The 23213-nt window shown below is 44.9% G+C and carries 18 protein-coding genes; 11 read left to right on the top strand and 7 right to left on the bottom strand.

Features of this window, described 5'->3' with window-relative positions:
* Positions 1 to 41 precede the first annotated feature (41 nt).
* Positions 42 to 1331, top strand: coding sequence for a citrate synthase (locus LYZ37_RS03915; RefSeq protein ID WP_171322375.1), 1290 nt, complete (start codon positions 42 to 44; stop codon positions 1329 to 1331).
* Between the two features lie 248 nt (positions 1332 to 1579).
* Here LYZ37_RS03915 and LYZ37_RS03910 read toward each other — a convergent pair whose 3' ends face one another.
* A complete protein-coding gene (locus tag LYZ37_RS03910; RefSeq protein WP_272786586.1) occupies positions 1580 to 2338 on the bottom strand; it encodes a Nif3-like dinuclear metal center hexameric protein in 759 nt (252 codons plus the stop codon).
* A 128-nt stretch (positions 2339 to 2466) separates the two neighbouring features.
* Between LYZ37_RS03910 and LYZ37_RS03905 the strand changes: the two genes are divergently transcribed.
* Positions 2467 to 3327 (top strand): DUF1853 family protein, encoded by an 861-nt coding sequence (locus tag LYZ37_RS03905; protein WP_272786584.1) that lies wholly within the window; start codon positions 2467 to 2469, stop codon positions 3325 to 3327.
* Positions 3328 to 3492: 165 nt separating this feature from the next.
* On the opposite strand, the gene pgm is transcribed toward LYZ37_RS03905, so the two are convergent.
* A complete protein-coding gene (gene pgm / locus LYZ37_RS03900; protein ID WP_272786583.1) occupies positions 3493 to 5139 on the bottom strand; it encodes a phosphoglucomutase (alpha-D-glucose-1,6-bisphosphate-dependent) in 1647 nt (548 codons plus the stop codon).
* Between the two features lie 90 nt (positions 5140 to 5229).
* On the bottom strand, positions 5230 to 5769 hold the full coding sequence (gene seqA / locus LYZ37_RS03895; RefSeq protein ID WP_004744506.1) for a replication initiation negative regulator SeqA: 540 nt from the start codon (positions 5767 to 5769) through the stop codon (positions 5230 to 5232).
* Between the two features lie 92 nt (positions 5770 to 5861).
* Here seqA and LYZ37_RS03890 point away from each other — a divergent pair, with 92 nt between their 5' ends.
* From LYZ37_RS03890 to fldA, 3 genes are all read left to right on the top strand, one after another.
* The gene (locus LYZ37_RS03890) at positions 5862 to 6626 is read left to right on the top strand and encodes an alpha/beta fold hydrolase (protein ID WP_272786582.1); all 765 of its coding nucleotides are present in this window, start codon (positions 5862 to 5864) and stop codon (positions 6624 to 6626) included.
* Positions 6627 to 6719: 93 nt separating this feature from the next.
* Positions 6720 to 6941 (top strand): DUF2788 domain-containing protein, encoded by a 222-nt coding sequence (locus tag LYZ37_RS03885; protein WP_004744504.1) that lies wholly within the window; start codon positions 6720 to 6722, stop codon positions 6939 to 6941.
* Between the two features lie 44 nt (positions 6942 to 6985).
* Positions 6986 to 7519, top strand: coding sequence for a flavodoxin FldA (gene fldA / locus LYZ37_RS03880; protein ID WP_272786581.1), 534 nt, complete (start codon positions 6986 to 6988; stop codon positions 7517 to 7519).
* Positions 7520 to 7560: 41 nt separating this feature from the next.
* On the opposite strand, the gene LYZ37_RS03875 is transcribed toward fldA, so the two are convergent.
* Positions 7561 to 8064 carry a DUF4442 domain-containing protein gene (locus LYZ37_RS03875; protein WP_272786579.1) on the bottom strand — a complete coding sequence of 168 codons (504 nt, stop codon included), beginning with the start codon at positions 8062 to 8064 and terminating at the stop codon, positions 7561 to 7563.
* 203 nt (positions 8065 to 8267) lie between these two features.
* Here LYZ37_RS03875 and fcrX point away from each other — a divergent pair, with 203 nt between their 5' ends.
* Entirely contained in the window at positions 8268 to 8717 is a 450-nt protein-coding gene (gene fcrX, locus LYZ37_RS03870) for a ferric iron uptake transcriptional regulator FcrX (RefSeq protein ID WP_004744501.1), read from the top strand.
* A gap of 132 nt (positions 8718 to 8849) precedes the next feature.
* Here fcrX and glnS read toward each other — a convergent pair whose 3' ends face one another.
* Positions 8850 to 10520, bottom strand: a complete 1671-nt coding sequence (gene glnS / locus LYZ37_RS03865) for a glutamine--tRNA ligase (protein WP_272786576.1) — start codon at positions 10518 to 10520, stop codon at positions 8850 to 8852.
* Between the two features lie 246 nt (positions 10521 to 10766).
* Entirely contained in the window at positions 10767 to 12341 is a 1575-nt protein-coding gene (gene nagE, locus LYZ37_RS03860; RefSeq protein ID WP_171322369.1) for an N-acetylglucosamine-specific PTS transporter subunit IIBC, read from the bottom strand.
* Between the two features lie 483 nt (positions 12342 to 12824).
* On the opposite strand from nagE, the gene nagA reads away from it, so the two are divergent.
* The 5 genes from nagA to LYZ37_RS03835 all read left to right on the top strand — a co-directional run bounded on the left by nagA (position 12825) and on the right by LYZ37_RS03835 (position 20334).
* Positions 12825 to 13961 (top strand): N-acetylglucosamine-6-phosphate deacetylase, encoded by a 1137-nt coding sequence (gene nagA, locus LYZ37_RS03855; protein ID WP_272786573.1) that lies wholly within the window; start codon positions 12825 to 12827, stop codon positions 13959 to 13961.
* Between the two features lie 2 nt (positions 13962 to 13963).
* On the top strand, positions 13964 to 15178 hold the full coding sequence (gene nagC, locus LYZ37_RS03850) for a DNA-binding transcriptional regulator NagC (RefSeq protein WP_272786571.1): 1215 nt from the start codon (positions 13964 to 13966) through the stop codon (positions 15176 to 15178).
* Positions 15179 to 15264: 86 nt separating this feature from the next.
* Positions 15265 to 16848 (top strand): cation:proton antiporter family protein, encoded by a 1584-nt coding sequence (locus LYZ37_RS03845; RefSeq protein ID WP_272786570.1) that lies wholly within the window; start codon positions 15265 to 15267, stop codon positions 16846 to 16848.
* 215 nt (positions 16849 to 17063) lie between these two features.
* Positions 17064 to 18728, top strand: a complete 1665-nt coding sequence (asnB, locus tag LYZ37_RS03840; protein ID WP_272786569.1) for an asparagine synthase B — start codon at positions 17064 to 17066, stop codon at positions 18726 to 18728.
* A gap of 352 nt (positions 18729 to 19080) precedes the next feature.
* Positions 19081 to 20334, top strand: a complete 1254-nt coding sequence (locus LYZ37_RS03835) for a peptide MFS transporter (protein ID WP_272786567.1) — start codon at positions 19081 to 19083, stop codon at positions 20332 to 20334.
* Between the two features lie 70 nt (positions 20335 to 20404).
* Here the strand turns inward: LYZ37_RS03835 and LYZ37_RS03830 are convergent, their stop codons facing one another.
* A complete protein-coding gene (locus LYZ37_RS03830; protein WP_272786566.1) occupies positions 20405 to 23056 on the bottom strand; it encodes a beta-N-acetylhexosaminidase in 2652 nt (883 codons plus the stop codon).
* Positions 23057 to 23213: the final 157 nt, after the last annotated feature.

Below are 23213 nucleotides of genomic sequence, written 5' to 3'. Positions count from 1 at the left end.
AACATCCTGGACGGATTAAATAATAAACAAAGGAGATTGTTATGGCAGATAAGAAAGCTACCCTTCATGTTGAAGGTCAAGCACCTATCGAACTGCCAATTATGGAAGGTGCCCTAGGCACACCTGTGATTGATGTTCGTACACTTGGAGCAAACGGATTTTTTACTTTTGACCCAGGTTTTCTTGCCACTGCATCTTGTGAATCTCAAATCACCTACATTGACGGCGGTAAAGGTATTCTTTTGCACCGCGGTTACCCAATTGATCAGCTAGCAAATAACGCTGATTACTTAGAAGTATGTTACATCCTTCTTTACGGTGAAGCCCCAACACGTGAACAATACGAGCAATTCAAAACTACTGTTACTCGTCACACTATGGTCCATGAGCAAATTGCTAGTTTCTTCCACGGTTTCCGCCGTGACGCTCACCCTATGGCTGTAATGTGTGGTGTAGTAGGTGCACTTGCTGCGTTCTACCACGATTCATTAGATATCAACAACGACGAGCACCGCGAAATCGCGGCATACCGACTACTGTCGAAAATGCCAACGCTTGCGGCTATGTGTTACAAGTACTCTATCGGTCAGCCTTTCATCTACCCACGTAATGATTTGAGCTACGCTGAAAACTACCTACACATGATGTTCGCTAATCCATGTGAAGAGTACGAAGTGAACCCTGTCGTTGCTCGCGCAATGGATAAAATCTTTACTCTACACGCAGACCACGAGCAAAACGCGTCAACATCAACAGTACGTCTATCTGGTTCTTCTGGTGCTAACCCATTTGCATGTATTGCAGCGGGTATCGCTTCTCTTTGGGGCCCAGCTCACGGCGGCGCGAACGAAGCATGTCTGAAGATGCTTGAAGAGATCGGTAGCGTAGAAAACATTCCTGAGTATGTTGAGCGCGCGAAAGACAAAGATGACCCATTCCGCCTAATGGGCTTCGGTCACCGTGTCTACAAGAACTACGACCCTCGTGCAACGGTTATGCGCGAAACATGTCACGAAGTTCTTAAAGAGCTTAATATCAAAGATCCACTACTTGATGTGGCAATGGAACTTGAGCGTATCGCGCTTTCTGACGAATACTTTGTTTCTAAGAAGCTATACCCGAACGTAGACTTCTACTCTGGTATCATTCTTAAAGCTATCGGTATCCCAGTATCTATGTTCACTGTTATCTTCGCGATTTCGCGTACTATCGGTTGGATTGCTCACTGGAACGAAATGCACAGCGATCCACTAAACCGTATCGGTCGTCCGCGTCAGCTTTACACAGGTGAAGTACAACGTGAGTTCTCACCTCTGCATGAGCGTGAATAATAGCTAACTAGCAAAACGTTAAAGGGCTAATGTGCGAACATTAGCCCTTTTTTATTAGATTAGTTGTCATCCTCAAGAACGAGGCACGAGTGAGTTGGGGATCTCTCACCGCGAGCCGCCAACCTTTAGAGATTCCTTACTCCCTCATTCTTCGGTCTAAGGAATGACAAATATTTCTCTCGCAGGGCGAAGCCCGATCCCGTTCTCCAAAAGCGCAGCTCTCCCGTAGGGCGTAGCCCGTTCCTTCTCTACACCGGATTATCAATATCAATAAACTCAACATCTAGGCCATGTTCTGTGGCTAGCCACTCGCCTAGTGCTTTGATTCCGTAGCGCTCTGTCGCGTGGTGACCTGCTGCAAAGTAGTGAATGTCCTGCTCACGAGCAGAATAAGTAGTGCGTTCTGAGATCTCACCCGAAATAAACGCATCTAAACCGTGTCTCGCTGCCAATTCAATAAAGTCCTGACCACCACCTGTGCACCAACCGACCGTTTCAATCACTTTACCTGCATTTTCCGGTGCAATATGAAGGGGCTGGCGATTGAGTACTTGATTGATCTTGGCTGCAAACTCAGTCCCCATCATTGGAGATTTCAAACGTCCAAACATAGCCACGGATTGTGGGTGCCCTTCTAGGCCGCCTTCTACTTCAATATCGAGTAAGCGAGCAAGTTCCGCGTTGTTACCTAACTCAGGGTGGATATCAAGTGGCAGATGGTAACCCATTAAATTAATGTCGTTTTTTATCAAAGTACGAATGCGCTTGCCTTTCATACCACGAATAGGTTCTGGCTCACCTTTCCAGAAATAACCATGATGAACCAGTAGCGCATCAGCTTTTAACTCAACCGCTTTATCAATCAATGCTTGAGAAGCAGTTACACCAGTGACGACTTTTTTAATCTGCTCTTTTCCCTCAACCTGCAAGCCATTCGGCGCATAGTCTTTAATCAGTTGAGGAGATAGCTTCTCGTTGAGGATTTTTTCTAGCTGTAAGTTATTCATTTGGGCTTCCATTTTTATTGTCGAGGCTTGCTCAATTCACTGTAGCAAAGTGTAAGTCAACCGCACCAGTGATGCTAGAGGCGAGTGCATGGTACACTCTCTTTAACCACACAGTTATAGGCTCAAGGATGCATTCTCTACAGCGTTTTTATCATTGGATTGCCAAGACTCCATCACTATTCGAGTTAAAGCCACCTTTTGAGGAGCTCTCTTCTCTATCTGTTCCTCCCTATATCGAAGAGGAATATCAAGGTAACCCGCGACTTGGTTTTATCTATCAATACCTTTGCACCAAGTTACTCACTCAAAGTGACCGCTTTGCATTGCTCGATGAAGAAATTCAGATCAATAAATCTTGTGGGCAAACCTTAGGCGCGATTGATCTTATTCTTAAAAATCATCAGCAACAGCGTAAAGAACATTGGGAAGTGGCAATCAAATTCTACCTTTTACATAGCGGAATTTGGTATGGACCAAACGCTCATGATCAGCTTGATAAAAAACTGGCCAGAATGCTCTCCCACCAGCTAAAAATGAGCTCGACTGATGAGTTTCTTAACCAATACCCTCAATATCAAGATCTAACAGAACATCTATTGATTCAAGGAAGGTTGTACATTAATCCCTTTTCGCCAGAGACCGTTCCACAAGAATGTTTAGGACTGTCACTCAATCAAAGTCAAATCACCGGACACTGGTGCTATCAAAGCCAGTGGGAACAAATCGGTGAGCCTCTGTATGAACTTGAAAAGCCACTTTGGGCGGTCGGACTAGAAGAATTCATCAACCCTATCGATAAACCCAATGGAAGGTTTGTCCATGCTCAGACACAAAACGGTCAATTTTGGTTTGTTGTGCCTGACACTTGGCCGGGGCAAGGCAGGAAGCTGGAACGGACTTCGTCCTATGGAGAGCAGGAACGCTGCGCTATGGAAAGCGGGATCGGGCTTCGCCCTTCTAGAGAGCGAGAGTTGACAACTAAACTATGAGGGAGCAATTTCAGTTATCCAGTTATCCAGTTATCCAGTTATCCAGTTATCCAGTTATCCATAGGACGAAGTCCGTTCCCGAAGGGCGCAGCCCGTTCCAGTTCTCAGCTACAAAAAAAAGGCTGACAAATAGTCAGCCCTTGATACAACACTTAATGGTCGGAATTAAAGACCTGCGTCAGCAAATACCTGATTCACGATCTCTTGCGCTTCTGCTTCGATCTGCTTCAAATGCTCTTCGCCTTTAAAGCTCTCACAGTAGATCTTGTAGATGTCTTCTGTGCCAGATGGGCGAGCCGCAAACCAACCATTTTCCGTCGTCACTTTCAGACCGCCGATTGCCGCGCCATTACCCGGAGCATGTGTCAAACGTGCAGTGATCGCTTCACCTGCTAGCGTTTCTGCCGTTACCATCTCAGCAGACAGTTTCTTAAGCACATCTTTTTGCGGACCATTAGCCACAGCTTGAATACGGTTGTATTCCGATGCGCCATGTTTCGCCGCTAGCTCTTCATAGTACTCTTGAGGGTTCTTGCCTGTTACCGCTGTAATCTCAGCAGCTAGAAGACATAGAATGATGCCATCTTTATCGGTAGACCAAGGCGTACCATCTTTACGTAGGAAAGATGCCCCTGCTGACTCTTCGCCACCAAAACCAAATTTACCTTCATACAGGCCATCAACAAACCACTTAAAGCCAACAGGGACTTCACACAGTTCGCGACCAAGATCAGCAACTACACGGTCAATTAGTGCGCTTGATACTAGTGTTTTACCAACAGCGACGTCTTTACCCCATCCTTCGCGATGGCGGTATAGGTAGTCGATACATACCGCTAAGAAGTGATTTGGGTTCATCAGACCTTTTGGTGTAACAATACCATGGCGGTCGTAGTCTGGGTCATTACCAAACGCCAAATCATATTCATCTTTTAGCGCTAACAGACCCGCCATTGCGTAAGGCGATGAACAGTCCATACGAACCACGCCATCTTTATCTAACGACATAAACTGGAATGATGGATCAATCGCTTCGCTAACCAAAGTCAGATCTAGATTGTAAGCAGAGCCGATTTGACGCCAGTAGTCGATACCGCTGCCGCCAAGTGGATCGACTCCAATTTTTAGGTTTGCTTTTTGAATAGCTTCCATATCGATAACATTAACTAAGTCATCAATGTATGGCTTTACAAGATCTTGCTCGATGAACAGTTCTGAAGCTTTAGCTTCACCTAACGGCATACGTTTAACGCCTTGCAAACCTTCAGCGATAAGTACATTTGCACGGTCTTGAATCGCTTGTGTCAATTCACCTTCCGCAGGACCACCATGAGTTGGGTTGTACTTAATACCACCATCTTGCGGTGGGTTATGAGACGGTGTAATCACAATGCCGTCTGCTTTGTCTTGATGTTTCAGGTTGTGAGTCAAAATAGCATGAGAAACACCCGGCGTTGGCGTGTAACCGTTATCTTGTTGAACAATCACTTGCACACCGTTAGCGACAAGCACTTCGACAACTGTTGAAAATGCCGGCTCAGATAGCGCGTGCGTATCTTTACCAACAAACAGTGGGCCTTTTGTGCCTTTTTCTGCGCGAACTTCCGCTACCGCTTGAGCAATCGCCAAAATATGGTGTTCGTTGAATGTAGACTTATCTGCGCTACCACGGTGACCAGATGTACCAAATTCAACTTTGTGGTCAGGGTTCGAAGAGTCAGGTTGAAGAAGAAAATAATTTGCAACTAGGGCTGGAATATTATGCAGGTCTTGCTGTTGAGCTTTTTGTCCCGCTCGTGGGTGCATAGCCATTTGACATCCTTTCTTAAAAATATGTAGAAATAAAAAAACCTCATAATACGTTAACTGAGTTGTGCATTATGAGGTTTCAATCAGAATTCTTTAGATTGAGTTTGTCACTTTCTCAATCAGGTCTGATGGGAAGTTCATCCTCGCCATCAGTTGGTCAACCATCTGCCTCTTGCGGCTAGTGTTATTGTTGGTAATGACCCAAAATGGTGAACCAGGGATTGATTTCGGTTTAGTCGTGTTACCGTTAGCCAGCAGTGTTTGCTCATTATCAGCGAAGTAAACACGCTTACGGCCTTTAACCTGAGTCGCTTCTGAAAAGTCATTCGGGTTAATGCGATGCAGCGTTGCTAGAACCAGCATAAAGCGGTCAATCGCTTTCTTAAGACCAGCAAACTCGTCAGAGATAAGCAATGATCGCATCTCTTTAACGCTATCTACTGTTTCTTCTTTTATTGCATCTTTGCTAACCACTACACCCTTTGGTTGCGCCACAACCTGCGGTTTGGCAACAGGTGCTTGACCTTCAGTCATCAAAAGACGACGCAAAATGTCCGAAGCACTCTCACCAATATGCTGGGTTTGACTTGCGATGTAACGGTATAGATCCTCATCAACCTCAATTGTTTTCATTCGCTTTTCACAATCTCTATGTTTAAACTCTGGGGGATTATAGCGAGATCTTTAAAGAGACTCTACGGTTTACCTGTCACGAATAGAATAAAATGTCACATCTGCTCAACTACAAACTCGAAGGTGAGGGTCACACCATTGTATTGATCCATGGGTTGTTTGGTAATTTGGATAACTTAGGTTTGCTTGCTCGCGATCTAAAAGAAGATCATCAAGTGCTAAGTATTGACCTGCGCAACCATGGCCTCTCATTTCAAAGTGGTGAACATAGCTACCCGTTGATGGCACAAGATGTCTATGCTCTATTGCAACATCTCAATCTCACCAACTACACCGTAGTCGGCCACTCTATGGGTGGCAAGGTAGCAATGAAGTTAGCGGAAATCGCGCAAGATCAGATTCATAAGCTGCTTGTTTTAGATATGGCACCGGTCCAATACACACAAAGTCGTCATGATAATGTGTTTAACGGACTCAAAGCCGTGATCGAGCAAAAGCCTACCCAGCGTAAGCAAGCGCTTAGTATTTTAGCCGAGCATATCGAGTTAGAAGGTGTGCGCCAGTTTCTTGGTAAGTCTTTGTATAACACAGGTGAACATTTGGCATGGCGCTTTAATGTCGAAAGCTTGTGGGATAACTACTGGGAGATTCTTGGTTGGCAAACTATTGAAACAATTTCTACGCCTACCCTATTTATCAAAGGTGGTGATTCAGATTACTTAACCGCAGAGCACCAAGGGCAAGTGAAACAGCAGTTTAGCAATGCTAAAGCCCATGTTATCGCTAATACCGGACATTGGTTACATGCCGAAAAGCCGGCTGAAGTGATACGTGCTATTCGCAAGTTCATTGCGTAAAACAGAATGAGAGATCAGTTGTACTATGCCCGTTAACTTTATTCAGTAACAGTGGTATAGTGCGGCGCAAGTAATTTGGCATAAAGGGATTCCATGCTCTACGACTACATGAACATGCTCGAGTCAATTGGTCTCGATCTGCTTTTCGCGTCTATCTTTTTCTTTATCGGTATGGCGATAAAAGATGTCTTAAAAGCGGGTAATGTTCCCCCTTTCGGTCGTCGCATTGTATGGTTAGTCCTATTCCTTGGCTGTGCTGGGTTTATCGCCAAAGGCATTATTCAGCTTAGCTGGGAAGGTGGTGGTATCGGCTGATATCAACCGAGCCCACAACAGAAATTAGTAAAGGTAACGAATCTATGGCAAGTGTAGGCATCTTCTTTGGTAGCGACACAGGTAACACTGAAGCTGTTGCAAAGATGATTCAAAAGCAACTAGGTAAACAACTGGTTCACGTTCAAGATATCGCTAAAAGCAGCAAAGAAGATATTGATAACTTCGATCTTCTGCTTCTTGGTATCCCAACTTGGTACTACGGCGAAGCACAATGTGACTGGGATGATTTCTTCCCAGAGCTAGAGCAAATCGATTTTTCGACTAAGCTAGTCGCAATCTTTGGCTGTGGTGACCAAGAAGACTACGCAGAGTACTTCTGTGACGCTATGGGTACAGTACGTGATATCGTTGAAGCTAAAGGTGGTACTATCCTTGGCTACACTTCAACTGAAGGCTATGAGTTCGAAGCATCTAAAGGCCTAGTTGAAGGCGATGACAGCCAATTCGTTGGTCTATGTATCGATGAAGACCGCCAGCCAGAGCTAACTGAAGAGCGCGTGAACAGCTGGTGTAAGCAGATTCACGAAGAGATGTGCCTAGCAGAGCTAGAAGACTAATCTCCTCGCCGAATTAAGAAACCTCCGTAAAGGAGGTTTTTTTATGCCGTTTGTTCCTCTGCATCCTCTTCTCTAAATTGCGGTTTTTTACGCACATAGAGTTTACGCTGCACCTCAGACACCACATTGCCTTGTTTGTCTTTGACATAAATAATGAACTCTGGGAAACATTTATCGCCGTCAGCCGTCTGCTTTAAAATATCTTCAAGCTGATCTTGAGTGACACAAAACTCAGCAAACAGATCACTTTGCCCCGGCTTGATGAAGTTGATACTCGCTTCCTTATCCCAGACGTAGTAACGCTCGCCTAAGATCCCCATTAACATCAAAGAGTAGACAGGATCGGTTAAAGAGAAAATGCTGCCGCCATATTGGGTACGATTGGCATTTTTGTTCCACCAACGTAGCTTAAGTTTCATTTTGACTTCACGAAAGTCGTCACTGATTGAGAGTATCTTGATCCCCGCCCCCCAAAAAGGTGGCCAAGAGTTGAGCGCAAATTTAACCACTCCAGGCTTATAAATTTTAGCCAATGACTTATTCATTCCTTGTCCTTAACTGATTATTCTTCCTCACTTGTTAACCAATTGTAACTGGTCTGACATGTTTTATCAGTGACTTCTCACTTGTTTATAAAAAAATACTAGTAACCCTTTGAAGTTCGTGGTTTATTGTTTATCAGTACTACCCTATAATGATAGGAATATTGAATTCTGTTAATAACTGCAGATCATCAACAGGAAAGTATATGTCAGACAATAACCAAGCGCTTAAGGATGCTGGTCTTAAAGTTACCCTTCCAAGACTAAAGATTTTAGAAGTATTACAGCAACCTGAATGCCAACATATCAGTGCTGAAGAACTGTACAAAAAGCTGATTGATCTAGGTGAAGAGATTGGTCTAGCGACTGTATACCGCGTATTAAACCAATTTGATGATGCAGGTATCGTAACTCGCCACCACTTTGAAGGCGGCAAATCTGTATTTGAACTGTCAACTCAGCACCACCATGACCATCTAGTGTGTCTAGATTGTGGTGAAGTGATTGAGTTTTCTGATGACATCATTGAAGAACGTCAGAAAGAAATCGCGGCCCAGTACAATGTTATTTTGACTAACCACAGCCTTTACCTTTACGGTAAATGTGCTGACGGTAGCTGCAAAGACAACCCAGACGCGCATAAGTCGAAGAAATAATTTCGTCTTAACAGCCAACTTTAAAACGTCAGCCAAAAGCTGGCGTTTTTTATTGCCTGCTATTTAATCCCAATCGCCATCTATAAAAAAACCAGTCACGAGGACTGGCTTTCAAACTAGAGTGCAAGACGATTACTTAGCTTCGATTTTCGCCCAAGTATCGCGAAGACCTACAGTTCGGTTAAACACTAAAGCCTCTGGCTTAGAATCTTTAATATCCGTACAGAAGTAGCCCATACGCTCAAACTGGAAACCCTTCTCAGCTTGCGCTTGAGCTAGGCTTGGCTCAACAAAACCATTCAGCTTAACCAGTGACTCAGGGTTGATTGTCTCAGCAAAGTTATCCGCTGCTGCTGGGTTCGGCACAGTGAACAAGCGATCGTATAGACGAATCTCAGCTGGCAAGCCTTTATCAGCAGATACCCAGTGAATAACACCTTTCACTTTACGGCCATCAGCTGGGTTCTTACCTAGCGTGTCTGCATCGTAGCTACAGAAGATAGTGGTAATGTTACCCTCTGCATCTTTTTCGATACGCTCAGCTTTGATCACGTAAGCACCACGTAGGCGCACTTCTTTACCCAGAACCAGACGCTTGTACTTCTTGTTCGCTTCTTCACGGAAGTCTTCACGCTCAATCCAAACTTCGCGAGTGAACGGTACTTCGCGCTCGCCCATCTCAGGTTTGTTTGGATGATTTGCTACCGTCAAAGACTCTACTTTGCCTTCTTCGAAGTTCTCGATAACGATCTTAACCGGATCAAGCACAGCCATTGCGCGAGGTGCGTTTTCGTTCAAGTCATCACGAATACAAGACTCAAGAGAACTCATCTCAATCATGTTGTCTTGCTTGGTAACACCAATACGTTTACAGAACTCACGAATAGAAGCAGGCGTAAAGCCGCGACGACGTAGACCAGAAATAGTCGGCATACGAGGATCGTCCCAACCGTTCACTAGGTTCTCAGTGACAAGTTGGTTTAGCTTACGCTTAGACATCACCGTGTACTCTAGGTTTAGGCGACTAAACTCATACTGGTGAGGTTGGCAATCAATAGTGATGTTCTCTAGTACCCAGTCATATAGACGACGGTTATCTTGGAACTCAAGCGTACACAGTGAGTGGGTAATGCCTTCTAGCGCATCCGAAATACAGTGAGTAAAGTCGTACATTGGGTAGATGCACCACTTGTCACCCGTTTGGTGGTGCTCAGCAAAGCGCACACGGTAAAGAACAGGATCGCGCAGCACAATGAAAGAAGATGCCAGATCAATCTTTGCACGTAGACACGCTTTACCTTCTTCGAATCCACCGTCACGCATTTTCTCAAACAGCGCTAAGTTTTCTTCAGGTGTACGATCACGGTACGGGCTTGGCTTACCAGGCTGGGTAAGTGTGCCACGATACTCACGGATCTGCTCAGGACTTAGCTCTTCAACGTACGCTAAGCCTTTGTTAATTAATTCCACTGCGTAGCCGTATAGCTTATCGAAGTAGTTTGATGAGTAACATACGTCCCCATCCCACTCGAAGCCTAACCAGCTCACATCATTCTTAATTGACTCAACGTATTCAACGTCTTCTTTTTCTGGGTTAGTGTCATCAAAACGTAGGTTACACTTTCCCTGGTAGTCCTGAGCAATACCAAAGTTTAAGCAAATTGACTTAGCGTGACCGATATGCAGATAGCCGTTTGGCTCTGGCGGGAAACGAGTATGCACGCTAGTGTGTTTACCATCCGCTAAATCTTTATCAATGATTTGGCGAATGAAATTCGATGGACGAGCCTCAGCTTCACTCATCTATAGCACCTCAATTGTTTTAGTATTGTTCAGATAATTCTTACTTAGACGATTTAAATGACCGTCAAGTACATAGCGTCTAATGATCCACAATTATGGTGGATTACACAACAATATCTCGAAGCAAAACGTCTTTTTTTTCTCTGTATGGTTAATAAGCTAGCAGGGATCAGTTTCGAAACCCTCAAAACGCAAGAAAGCCTCCCGAAGGAGGCTTTCATCACTTTCTTAGTTTACGTGTCGTAATTAAGGAAGTTTTACATCAGATAGGTCTTCGTTAGCACCGATTGCTTTCATTTCGCCAGCAACGATTTCAGCTAGAGGACCAAGGATAACTTGAAGGTTGTTCTCACCTAGCTTAACAACACCTTTCGCACCAAGCTTCTTAAGTACAACTTCGTCAGCTACTGAGCGGTCTTTTAGAGTAAGACGTAGACGAGTGATACAAGCATCGATTGACGTTAGGTTGTCGTGACCACCTAGAGCTTTTAGGTATTGACGCGCTAGGTCGCCGTTTTTCGCTTCACCAGCAGGAGCGCCTGCAGTTTCTTCTTCATCGTCTTCACGACCTGGCGATTTCAGGTTGAATGCGCGGATTGCGAAGCTGAATGTGAAGAAGTATAGAGCACCGAAACCTAGACCGATTAGTAGTAGAGTTACCGGCTTAGTTGCTAGACCCCAGTTTAGGATGAAGTCGATTAGACCTGCAGAGAAGCCGAAGCCGTGCAGAGTACCAAACATGTTAGCAACAACTAGAGATAGACCTGTAAATACTGCGTGCATTGCGTATAGCGCAGGTGCAAGGAATACGAACATGAACTCTAGAGGCTCTGTGATACCTGTTAGGAAAGAACAGAAACCTACTGAGAATAGTGCACCACCAACTTGGCTACGTTTTTCAGCAGGAGCTGCTAGGTACATAGCTAGAGCTGCACCAGGTAGACCGAACATCATTACTGGGAAGAAACCGTTCATGAATACACCAGCAGACTTATCGCCGCCGAAGTAACGGTGTAGGTCACCAGATTTAACTGTTTCAGTTACTTCTTTAACAGTTGCAGTGATTTCTGGAGTTACAGAGTTAGCAAACTCAAACGTGTGAGATTGACCAGCAACAAGAGTCTTAGCTAGAGCTGGGTCTACACAAAGTTGCTGTAGAGCAGGAAGTGCTTGACCAGCAGCTTGAGCGCCAGTAACTAGAACTTCTTGACACGTACCCATACCGAACCAGAAGTAAGAGTTAAGAACGTGGTGAAGACCTACAGGGATAAGTGCACGGTTAAGAGTACCGTATACGAACTGACCAATAGCACCAGAAGTAGAAACTGCGTGTGCTAGTGCGTCAAGACCGCCTTGGATCGTTGGCCATACAACACCAGAAATTGCACCTGCAACTAGCGCGAATAGACCAGCCATGATTGGTACTAGACGTTTGCCAGAGAAGAATGCCAACCACTCAGGAAGACGTGTAGCATGGAAAGCGTTGTAAGAGTGACCAGCGATAATACCAGCGATGATACCACCGAAGAATGACATGTTAACGTCAGCATTGATTGTTGTTGCTGTCGCTGTAAGTACGAAGTAAGCAACCGCACCCGCTAGACCTGCAGCACCTTGACCGTCTTTAGAAAGACCAATCGCGATACCTAGACCGAATAGTAGTGGAAGTTGACCAAAGATAGCGCCACCAGCTTGCGCCATAAATGGAATGTCTAATAGGTCACCTTGACCCAAACGTAGTAAGAGCGCCGCAACTGGAAGCGTTGCGATAGGAAGCATAAGAGCTTTACCTAACTTTTGCGCATATCCAAGAATATTCACCTTAAGTTCCCCCTATAGGATTTTGTATTTTGGCTGAGCCACTTTTTTTAGCCGCTCAATTTAGTCCTGCTCAGTTTATGACATTAATTTTGCTCCGCAAATTAAAACCTCATCATTTGTGATCATAATCACCAGAAACAGGTGATCCGGAAGGTTTTTGCTAGCGAGATCATAAAACTTATTTTACAATCCAAAAAAATAGCATTCATTGAGCCACATTCGCGTTAACCTATCAGTACAAATAAGGCCGAAGTGATTGTCAGGCGTACTCTTCGCGCTTGATACCAATGCGACGTAAATCACTAGCGGATGTAGCACCATACAAGGTGCTTACACAATATTGAGAACTCATTTTTTCGTTTGCTAAAGATATTTTGCGATCTAATTGAAGCTCACAAATAAAGTACAACTATTTAGTGAATATTTAACTTCAATTGATGACCTAAGGTATTAAGATTCTAAACTTATAAGGATTAGCTAACCATGTATGCGCTAACTAACTGTAAAATTTATACCGGCAGCGACGTCCTCGTTGAACATGCTGTAATTATTAACAACAATCTGATTGAGTCAGTATGCCCAGTGTCTGAACTGCCTGCAGGTATCGAGACACGAGATTTAAATGGTGCAAACGTTAGCCCTGGCTTTATCGACCTGCAATTGAACGGTTGTGGTGGCGTGATGCTAAACGACGAGATTACCGCTGAAACTATGCAAATCATGCATGAAGCGAACCTGAAATCTGGTTGTACAAGCTTCCTTCCAACGCTAATTACATCTTCTGATGAAGATATGCGTCAAGCGGTAGCGGCAGCGCGTGACTACCATGCTAAATACCAAAATCAGTCACTCGGTCTGCACCTTGAAGGTCCATACCTAAACGTGATGAAAAAAGGGATTCACAGTGTCGATCATATCCGTCCTTCTGAAGACAGCATGATCGACTTCATGTGTGAAAACACAGACGTCATCGCCAAAGTAACACTAGCGCCAGAACACAATGACCCTGCACATATCGAACGCTTAAAAGCAGCAGGGATTGTGGTATCAATTGGTCACACGAATGCCACGTATGCCGAAGCACGTAAAGGCTTTGACGCAGGTATCTCATTTGCGACTCACTTGTTCAACGCAATGACGCCAATGGTCGGCCGTGAACCAGGTGTTGTAGGCGCGATCTACGATACCCCTGACGTTTATGCGGGCATCATTGCTGATGGCTTCCACGTAGACTATGCAAACATTCGTATCGCTCACAAAATTAAGGGCGAAAAATTAGTATTAGTGACCGATGCCACAGCTCCTGCAGGCGCTGACATGGATTACTTTATTTTTGTTGGTAAGAAAGTATATTACCGAGATGGTAAGTGTGTTGATGAAAACGGCACACTTGGCGGCTCAGCACTAACAATGATTGAAGCAGTTCAAAACACGGTTGAGCACGTCGGTATCGCACTGGACGAAGCACTGCGCATGGCTACTCTGTATCCTGCGAAAGCAATGGGTTTGGAAGAGCAACTAGGCCGAGTTAAAAAAGGCATGGTGGCTAACCTTACCGTATTTGATCGTGACTTCAATGTTCAGGCGACAGTTGTTAACGGACAATACGAGCAAAATTAAGAATGAATGGCGGACAAATAGGTAACGTAGATTTAGTAAAACAACTAAATAGTGCAGCTGTTTACAGGCTGATCGATCAGCAAGGTCCAATTTCGAGGATTCAAGTTGCTGATGTTAGCCAGCTGGCGCCTGCCAGTGTTACAAAAATTACCCGCCAACTTCTAGAGCGCGGCCTGATTAAAGAGGTCGCGCAACAAGCTTCTACAGGGGGACGCCGAGCGATCTCTTTGACAACAGAAGTTGAGCCTTTCCACTCAGTAGCGATTCGACTTGGTCGTGACTACCTTCAGTTCAGTTTGTACGATTTGGGCGGCAAAGAGCTTGCCTCAGATTACAACGAATTCTTCTATACAACCCAAGAAGAGCTGGTCGAAGGGTTACTTTCCCAGTTAAAAAGCTTTATTCAAGATAACCAGACCAATATCAATCAACTTATTGCGATTGGTGTTGCCCTGCCTGGTCTCGTCAATCCAGAAACTGGCGTGGTTGAATACATGCCAAATATCTCGATTGACAACCTAGCGCTATCTGAGCTGATTCATAACACCTTCCATGTACAATGTTTTGTTGGCAACGACGTTCGTGGTATGGCGCTTGCTGAACACTACTTTGGCGCTAGCCAAGATTGCCAAGATTCCATTCTTGTCAGTGTTCACCGAGGGACAGGTGCCGGTATTATCGTTAACGGTCAAGTATTCCTAGGCTTTAACCGCAACGTCGGTGAAATCGGTCATATTCAAATAGATCCCCTTGGCGAGCAATGCCAATGTGGCAACTTTGGCTGTCTAGAAACTGTAGCCGCTAACCCAGCTATCGTTGAACGAGTCAACAAACTGATCAAACAAGGTTATGAATCAAGCTTAACTGAACTTGAAACCATCGGTATCTCTGACGTCTGTGAACATGCCAATATGGGTGATGAACTGGCTAAACAGAGCTTAGTACGTGTTGGTAACCAATTGGGTAAGGCAATTGCGATTACGATCAACTTGTTTAACCCGCAAAAGATCGTGATTGCTGGCGACATTACTCAATGTGAAGAGATTCTTTTCCCAGCGATTCGCCGTAACGTTGAGAACCAATCTCTCACCACTTTCCACACAGATTTACCGATTGTTGCTTCGCAAATTGATAAGCAGCCTACCTTAGGTGCATTCGCAATGATAAAACGCGCAATGCTAAACGGAGTTCTGCTACAAAAATTGTTAGAAGATTAATCTTCTCCCCCCTGTAAGCAACTAATTGAGTTAGAATAACGGGCTACGATATGTAGCCCGTTTTTTTAGGACGAAACAACACGAATATGGAACTGATCTTGATTTCAGCGGCGTTTCTCGCCGGATTTATTGCACTGAAATGCAACCTCCCCCCACTAGTTGGCTTTTTATTGGCAGGCTTCGGACTGCACGCTTTCGGCTTTCAGTCTAATGACACCATCATCACGCTTGCTGATCTCGGTGTAACACTGCTTCTTTTTACTATTGGCCTGAAGCTCGATATCAAGACCCTACTCTCGAAAGAGATCTGGGCAGGTGCGACCTTACACAATCTATTGTCCACTGCACTCTTTAGTGTTGCGCTGTTCTGTTTCAAATTCTTAGGGGTCAGTTCGCTAGCGGCGATGTCTATCGATCAAATCGTCTTGCTCGGATTTGCCTTATCCTTCTCCAGTACCGTCTTTGCGGTAAAGTCACTGCAAGAGAAAGGGGAGATGAATGCTACCTACGGCACCATTGCGATTGGAATTCTGGTCATGCAGGACATCTTCGCCGTTGTGTTCCTTACCGCTTCAACGGGCAAGCTTCCAGAATGGTACGCAATCGCGCTATTTGCCCTACCATTACTCAGACCTCTATTCTTCAAAATGCTTGATTGGGTCGGCCACGGAGAAATGTTGGTACTTCTAGGGATTTTCTTTGCCTTGGTTGCAGGTGCGGGTCTATTCGAATTAGTCGGCATGAAGCCAGATCTCGGTGCTCTTATCCTTGGCATGTTACTCGCCGGACATAAGAAAGCGTCGGAATTATCGAAATCTCTATTCAACCTAAAAGAGCTATTCCTAGTCTGCTTCTTCCTAAATATCGGCTTATCCGCTCAGCCAACACTCTCTGGCTTTGCACTCGCAATTTTGTTCATGTTGCTGCTGCCACTAAAAGGGATTCTCTACTTCTTAGTGCTTAATGCATTTAAGTTTCGCGTGCGCACCTCTCTACTTGCGTCATTAAGCCTGTTTAACTTCAGTGAGTTTGGTCTTATCGTTGGTGGGTTAGCCTTTAAAATGGGCTGGATGAGCGGTGATATTCTTGTCGCCCTTGCCATTGCCGTTTCAATTTCGTTTGTATTAGCCGCACCACTGAGTCGCCACGGTCACTCGCTTTATCAACGCTCAGGTCGTTGGTTACGCGAACATGCAGCAGAAAACCTCAACATCCGTGATCAACTGATCAGTCCAGGCCACGCTCAAGTTCTGATCCTTGGTATGGGGCGAATTGGCACTGGTGCTTACGACGAGCTGAGAAATCGCTATGGCAAAATCAGCTTAGGTATCGAAGTTCGCGAAGATGCGGCCCATCAACACAAAGCTCACGGTAGAAACGTGATTGAAGGCGATGCTACCGACCCTGATTTTTGGGAGCGCATCCTAGACGTAGCCAACGTAAAACTCGTATTACTTGCGATGCCACACCACCAAGGTAACCAAATCGCTTTAGAGCAGCTACAGCGTAAAAACTTCCAAGGTCAGATTGCCGCTATTGCAGAATACCCAGATCAGCTAGATGCGTTGGTCGAAGGTGGTGTAGACGCTGCATTTAACATTTACAGTGAGGCAGGTAGCGGTTTTGCGAGGCATGTCTGCGATCAACTCAAGCCCAACTTCACTAAATAATCTCAGTCAAAAGGCAGCAAATCGCTGCCTTTTTTTGTCTCCGCCGAACAAAATCAAAGCAGCACCTAGACTTCATTCACCAAAAACGCAATTTTATTAAATGAAATTTAATTACAACCGAGTTCATTAAACTTTTTCATCAAACACGGTTGATTTTTTTAATCAGAATGGCAAATTGAACTCAACAAGTTAATTTTATTTTAAAGGGAAGTTGTATGTGTTCGATTTTCGGTATTCTTGACATAAAGAGTGACGCAGAAGCTCTACGCCCTGTTGCTTTGGAAATGTCTAAGAAGCTTCGCCATCGTGGTCCTGACTGGTCTGGTATTTATTCTTCAGAGAAAGCAATTCTAGCTCATGAGCGTTTGGCGATTGTTGGTCTAAATAGTGGCGCGCAACCTCTATATAGCTCTGATAAAAAACACATCCTTGCGGTCAATGGCGAGATCTACAACCACAAAGAAATTCGTGCTCGCTACGAAGGCAAATACGACTTCCAAACCGATTCTGACTGTGAAGTAATCCTAGCTTTGTATCAAGACCTCGGTGCAGACCTTCTAGAAGAACTCAACGGTATTTTCGCTTTTGTGCTTTACGATGAAGAGAAAGATACCTACCTAGTCGGTCGTGACCACATCGGTATTATTCCTCTATACCAAGGTTACGATGAGCACGGCAACTATTACGTGGCATCAGAAATGAAAGCGCTCGTACCTGTTTGTAAGACAGTGAGCGAGTTCCCTCCTGGTTGCTACTACAGTAGTGGTGATGCAAAGCCACAGCGTTACTACATTCGTGATTGGAATGAGTATGCAGCAGTTCAAGGGAACAGCACCAGCAAAGAAGAGCTGACTGAAGCGCTAGAGGCTGCGGTTAAACGTCAGCTAATGACAGACGTTCCTTACGGCGTACTTCTATCTGGTGGTCTAGATTCTTCAATCACTTCTGCTGTTGCTAAGCGTTTTGCTGCAATGCGTATTGAAGATGATGAAAAGTCTGAAGCATGGTGGCCTCAACTACACTCATTTGCTGTTGGCCTAGAAGGTGCACCAGATCTGAAAGCAGCACGTGAAGTAGCCGACCAGATCGGTACTGTTCACCATGAGATGACCTACACGATTCAAGAAGGCTTAGATGCCATCCGTGACGTTATCTACCACATTGAAACTTACGACGTAACAACTATCCGTGCGTCTACTCCTATGTTCCTGATGGGGCGTAAGATTAAGGCTATGGGTATCAAGATGGTACTTTCTGGAGAAGGTGCAGATGAGATCTTTGGTGGTTACCTATACTTCCACAAAGCGCCAAACGCAAAAGAGTTCCACGAAGAGACGGTACGTAAGCTGCTTGCACTAAACATGTTTGACTGTGCTCGTGCAAACAAATCGCTAGCTGCCTGGGGTGTTGAAGGTCGTGTACCTTTCCTAGACAAAGAGTTTATCGATGTAGCAATGCGTCTAAACCCTGAAGACAAGATGTGTGGCAACGGTAAGATGGAAAAACACATCCTGCGTGAATGTTTCGAGCACTACCTGCCAGACTCTATTGCATGGCGTCAGAAAGAGCAGTTCTCTGATGGCGTAGGTTACAGCTGGATCGATACACTAAAAGAAGTGGCTGAAGCGAAAGTCTCTGATCAACAAATGGAAACGGCAGCCTACCGCTTCCCATACAACACACCAACAACAAAAGAAGGCTATGTATACCGCGAGATCTTTGAAGAGCTATTCCCGCTTCCATCAGCGGCAGAATGTGTCCCTGGAGGTCCATCGGTAGCTTGTTCGTCAGCTAAGGCGATTGAATGGGATGAGTCATTCAAGAACATGGCCGACCCATCAGGCCGAGCAGTTCAAAGCGTTCATAACGACTCTTACTAATCAAACCAAATTCAAAAGAGGCTCATTGAGCCTCTTTTCTTTTCACCGCAAGCTTCTTCAATTACTGAAAATCAATCCATTTGCTTACTTACCAACCAACCCTTGTCAATATTGCCTACTTCTCTTTGCTCTTTGATATGACAGCGTATTGTAAAAACAACAATCTCGATTTTGAAAACTAAGTTTGTAGCACGTCATTTTTTAATCAATCTAAGCAAATATTTGTTTTATTTCAGACACTTAAATTAAAATCATAAATCTAGCTTATATTTACAGTCATTGCAGATAGATTCACTAAAGAGTATACGTAACAACAAATAAAAATCTTTAATAAATCACATTAGTAAAATTTATGACAAACCAACATCAACAAATCCTTGGCCACCCTCGTGGTCTATTCCTTTTGTTTGGTACTGAGTTGTGGGAGCGTTTTTCCTACTACGCCATGCGTGCCATTCTTGTTCTTTATCTAACAGATACAACCCTTAACGGCGGCTTGGGCTGGTCGACTAAAGATGCTCTCGATTTGTATGGCATCTATACTGGACTCGTTTACATTACGCCAATGATCGGTGGCTGGTTAGCGGATAACTACCTAGGTCAACGCCGCTCAATTCTAATTGGTGGAGCCCTAATGGCTATTGGCCAGTTCACGCTAGCACTGCCGGCTGAAATGGTCGGCATGAGCGCAGTTCACAGCTTCTACCTTGGTTTGGCACTGCTGATCGCAGGTAATGGTCTCTTTAAACCAAACATCTCGACTATGGTTGGTGACCTGTATGAAGAAGGTGACAACCGTCGTGACGGCGCATTCACTATCTTCTACATGGGTATCAACTTGGGTGCCCTTATCGCAGGTGTTGTTTCAGGTTCTGTCACCAATGAATTTGGCTGGAAAGCTGGCTTTGTTGTCGCGGGTATCGGTATGGTCATTAGCCTTATCATGCAAATGACCATGGCGAAATCTTGGTTGGGCGAAATTGGTACTGTACCTGCTGCTGCTCGTGACTTAGAAAACAAAAAATCGGCACAAAAACAACCTTTAACTAAGCAAGAAGTTGACCGTTTGAAGGTTATTCTAGTTATGGGGCTATTTGTTATCGTATTCTGGGCTGGTTTTGAGCAAGCTGGCGGTCTGATGAACATCTACACTCAGCAGTACACAGATCGTATGATTGGTAGTTTTGAAGTTCCTGCCGCCTGGTTCCAATCACTCAACCCATTCTTTATCATTACTCTGGCACCTGTACTTGCCGCTTTCTGGGTTAAGCTAGGTAAAAAAGAGCCGAATTCACCGGTCAAATTTGCCTTAGCTCTGTTCTTCTTAGCACTGGTAACAAAACTAGCACCACTTCGCCTTGCATCACTGATGATGGGTGCATGGTTTGGTTTCAACGCCATTGCTAACTATGTCGCTGGTTTAATTGGTTCTCATGTAGGTGAGCTAGGTGCAATGTCTATCTTTGGTGGCATCGCCATTGCCGCAACCGTTTCTGGTGTCATCCTCTTAATGTTCTCAAATACATTAGTTCGTTGGATGCACGGTGCTGAGTCTCCAATCAGCAATGCAGAACAAGTTGAAGAGCAGCAAGCTCAAGTTGCTTAATAGTAGAAAACAAAAAATGCCCGACCAGTTCAATGGTCGGGCATTTTTGTTTTTATGGGAAACGAATCCGCTATTTGACGCTAGTCACACGACTTACCTTGTCGCCCGTCGCTGTCACCGAGCGAATAAAGACCTCACCTTCTACATTTGGACGAGTGCTGTCTGCGTAAGTCAGCCAGTTCTTACCATCTAGAGAGTATTGAAGCTCAACACCAGGGAACTGAACGTTCATTGAAAGCGTGCCATCTTCTACTTTCGCACCTGGTACAGGTAGGCGGTAGTCGATACCTGATTTCTCTAGCTTCGCAAGTTCACGTTGACCAAGTAGGTTGGCAAAGCGGTTGTAATCTTGGTTTAGCGCAGCTTTGTCTACTAGGTTAGAGTTTTGCGAGTATTCAACGCCCACTTTGTAGTCGTTTTCCCAATCAGCACGGTGCCATGCACGCTCAGCTGCTGCTAGTACGCGAGGGAATACCATGTACTCGTATTGCTCGTCGTTACGTACTGTCTCAGACCAAAGCTGTGCTGATAGACCGTAGAAAGGTTTCGCTTCAATTTCACCTTTACCAGTAAAGCCGTTGCCATCGCGGTCTACAGAAGTTTCTGCGTTCTGAGGCATGTTCTCTGGTGCAAAACCAAACATCTTACGAGTGTCTGTTGCACGTGTTGCCCAGTAGTAACCACGCTCTTTCGGGTCCACTTCGTATGGCATGTCCATGTAAACGTAGTCAGGGTTAGAAACGATCACGTCATAACCTTTCTTAGACCACTCGTACACTGACGATGTGCCACCCCAGTAAAGAACGTCCCAGAAGTTAACACGTGTGTTTTCTGTTGCGAACGCTTTCTCACCTTCACTGTATTTAAGACCATCTTGCCAAGCTTGGAAGTTTGCAATGCCCTTCTCTGCCACAATCTTCGATACTTCTTCTGCGAAGTGACTTGGTAAGTGAGCAAAGTCGCTTACTGTACCGTCGGTAATTAGCGTCTGACATTGTGGAGACTGTGCGAATGGCTTATCTTGTTTAGACAGGTCAATCGTACCCTTCCAGCTTACTTTGTCTTCAGCGTTCACATCTTGGAAACCTGCGCCTAGCTTGATGTTCTTCGCTTCGTCACCACCGAAGTGCCATGTTGTTAGCGGCGCACCAGCCTCGGCGTGCATTGCTGCCACTTCTGAAATTACTTTATCAACAAAGCGAGTTGAAGATTCAATACACGGGTTGATGAAGCTTTGCTTGTTGTAGAACTGAACTGTGGTTACGTTCGATGTATCTTGAGGATCCATCAATCGGTATTCGTTCGCTTCTGCTTCTTTACCTTCTTCCATTAGGCGGTCGTAACGTGCTTCCATTGATACCACTGCGGCACGAGCGTGTGCTGGCATATCGATTTCAGGAATCACTTCGATGTTACGCGCTTTCGCGTATTTTAGGATGTCCACGTAGTCTGCTTTGCTGAAGTAGCCAGAACCAAAGTTATCTGATGTTGAACCTGAGCCAAGCTGAGGCAGTAAACAGCTTTTCTCTTCCAAATCGAAACAACGGTTAGCACCCACTTCTGTCAGCTCAGGCAGACCCGGGATTTCTATACGCCATCCTTCATCATCTGTTAGGTGAAGGTGTAGTTTGTTCATCTTGTACGCAGCCATTTGGTCTAGCGTTGCAAGAATTGCGTCTTTAGAGTGGAAGTTACGCGCCACATCCACCATCACACCACGGTAATCAAAGCGAGGCGCGTCTTTAATAGACAGTTGTGGTAGAGAATCAGCATTTTGGCTATCTACCAGGCCAAAGATAGATTGTACTGCGTAGAAAGCGCCTGCTTGGTCGAACGCTTTAATCGCAATACCGTCGCCTGTGATACTCATTTCGTAAGCACCAGATTTTGCTAACTCACCGGTGAAGTCTGCAGGAACAACAGTGATGCTTACAGGAAGCTCACCACGAACGTCCACACCTACCACCTCTGCACGATCTTGAATTGCCGAAAATTGAGTCGCATCAAATGCATCTTTAGGCAGCGCAATACCCGCTGCGATATCTACAGTACCTTTACCTACTTCAACAGACATTGGCGTTGGTAGTAGCGTGGTTGATACGTCTTGTTTTACTAGGTCTTGGTTCTTCTCGAAACGAGACACTGCGTTAGCAAATACGTTGTTGTCATCTGGCGTACGCTTCAGGTTGTTACCCTCAAGGCCAGTTACGAAAGAGGCCACGTCTTCTGTGTTAAGAGAAGCAATCATCTTAGGCTCGGCGTTTGGAGCAGCAACAAAAGCACCAGGCATAAAATCAGTTTCAAATAGCTGCCAGTATTCGCCAACCAGTGGAAGTACCACCTCTTCGCCCGCGGCAAAACCATCAAACTTATCGGTTGGTTCTAGTTTGTGTAGGTCACCCGTTACACGAGAGATTTTAAATTGTTCGTTGTCGACATCTAAAATCAAGCGAATGCTGTGAAAGTAGATAGCCCAATCTTTAGAGTCAACCGCTTGACCTTGGTTAACGAGCGTCATGTTTACCTTGTTACAAGACGCCCACTCTGCACCCATCTCTTGACAAGCAAGTCCTTCGTTAGCGCCGTGGTTAGTTAGCACTTGATATTGAATATCTAGATTGTTCGCGAGTGAGTTAACAACACTTTGCTCATTAGATTGAAACGAAGAACAACCTGCTAATGTAGCGACAACCGACGCCGCGATCAGACTCTGTTTAAACATCTTACTTACCCCAAAACGTAAATTAAGCCGAAAAAAGTTGGCTCTAAAACTAAGATGCAAACAACATATCGCGAGTTATTTTTCATCGTAAAATTAATCATCACTGAAAGTGATCAGATTCAAATTTTACATTTTCAAATTAAATTTAAGCGATAAA

Source organism: Vibrio tubiashii, assembly GCF_028551255.1.
In the GTDB taxonomy this organism is placed as follows: Bacteria; Pseudomonadota; Gammaproteobacteria; order Enterobacterales; family Vibrionaceae; genus Vibrio; species Vibrio tubiashii_B.
This window is presented reverse-complemented; position numbering and strand designations above follow the sequence as displayed.

Excerpts from the sequence above, each read along its gene's own strand:
- LYZ37_RS03915 (WP_171322375.1), top strand. The coding sequence starts at position 42 with ATGGCAGATAAGAAAGCTACCCTTCATGTTGAAGGTCAAGCACCTATC.
- LYZ37_RS03910 (WP_272786586.1), bottom strand. The coding sequence starts at position 2,338 with ATGAATAACTTACAGCTAGAAAAAATCCTCAACGAGAAGCTATCTCCT.
- LYZ37_RS03905 (WP_272786584.1), top strand. The coding sequence starts at position 2,467 with ATGCATTCTCTACAGCGTTTTTATCATTGGATTGCCAAGACTCCATCA.
- pgm (WP_272786583.1), bottom strand. The coding sequence starts at position 5,139 with ATGGCTATGCACCCACGAGCGGGACAAAAAGCTCAACAGCAAGACCTG.
- seqA (WP_004744506.1), bottom strand. The coding sequence starts at position 5,769 with ATGAAAACAATTGAGGTTGATGAGGATCTATACCGTTACATCGCAAGT.
- LYZ37_RS03890 (WP_272786582.1), top strand. The coding sequence starts at position 5,862 with ATGTCACATCTGCTCAACTACAAACTCGAAGGTGAGGGTCACACCATT.
- LYZ37_RS03885 (WP_004744504.1), top strand. The coding sequence starts at position 6,720 with ATGCTCTACGACTACATGAACATGCTCGAGTCAATTGGTCTCGATCTG.
- fldA (WP_272786581.1), top strand. The coding sequence starts at position 6,986 with ATGGCAAGTGTAGGCATCTTCTTTGGTAGCGACACAGGTAACACTGAA.
- LYZ37_RS03875 (WP_272786579.1), bottom strand. The coding sequence starts at position 8,064 with ATGAATAAGTCATTGGCTAAAATTTATAAGCCTGGAGTGGTTAAATTT.
- fcrX (WP_004744501.1), top strand. The coding sequence starts at position 8,268 with ATGTCAGACAATAACCAAGCGCTTAAGGATGCTGGTCTTAAAGTTACC.
- glnS (WP_272786576.1), bottom strand. The coding sequence starts at position 10,520 with ATGAGTGAAGCTGAGGCTCGTCCATCGAATTTCATTCGCCAAATCATT.
- nagA (WP_272786573.1), top strand. The coding sequence starts at position 12,825 with ATGTATGCGCTAACTAACTGTAAAATTTATACCGGCAGCGACGTCCTC.
- nagC (WP_272786571.1), top strand. The coding sequence starts at position 13,964 with ATGAATGGCGGACAAATAGGTAACGTAGATTTAGTAAAACAACTAAAT.
- LYZ37_RS03845 (WP_272786570.1), top strand. The coding sequence starts at position 15,265 with ATGGAACTGATCTTGATTTCAGCGGCGTTTCTCGCCGGATTTATTGCA.
- asnB (WP_272786569.1), top strand. The coding sequence starts at position 17,064 with ATGTGTTCGATTTTCGGTATTCTTGACATAAAGAGTGACGCAGAAGCT.
- LYZ37_RS03835 (WP_272786567.1), top strand. The coding sequence starts at position 19,081 with ATGACAAACCAACATCAACAAATCCTTGGCCACCCTCGTGGTCTATTC.
- LYZ37_RS03830 (WP_272786566.1), bottom strand. The coding sequence starts at position 23,056 with ATGTTTAAACAGAGTCTGATCGCGGCGTCGGTTGTCGCTACATTAGCA.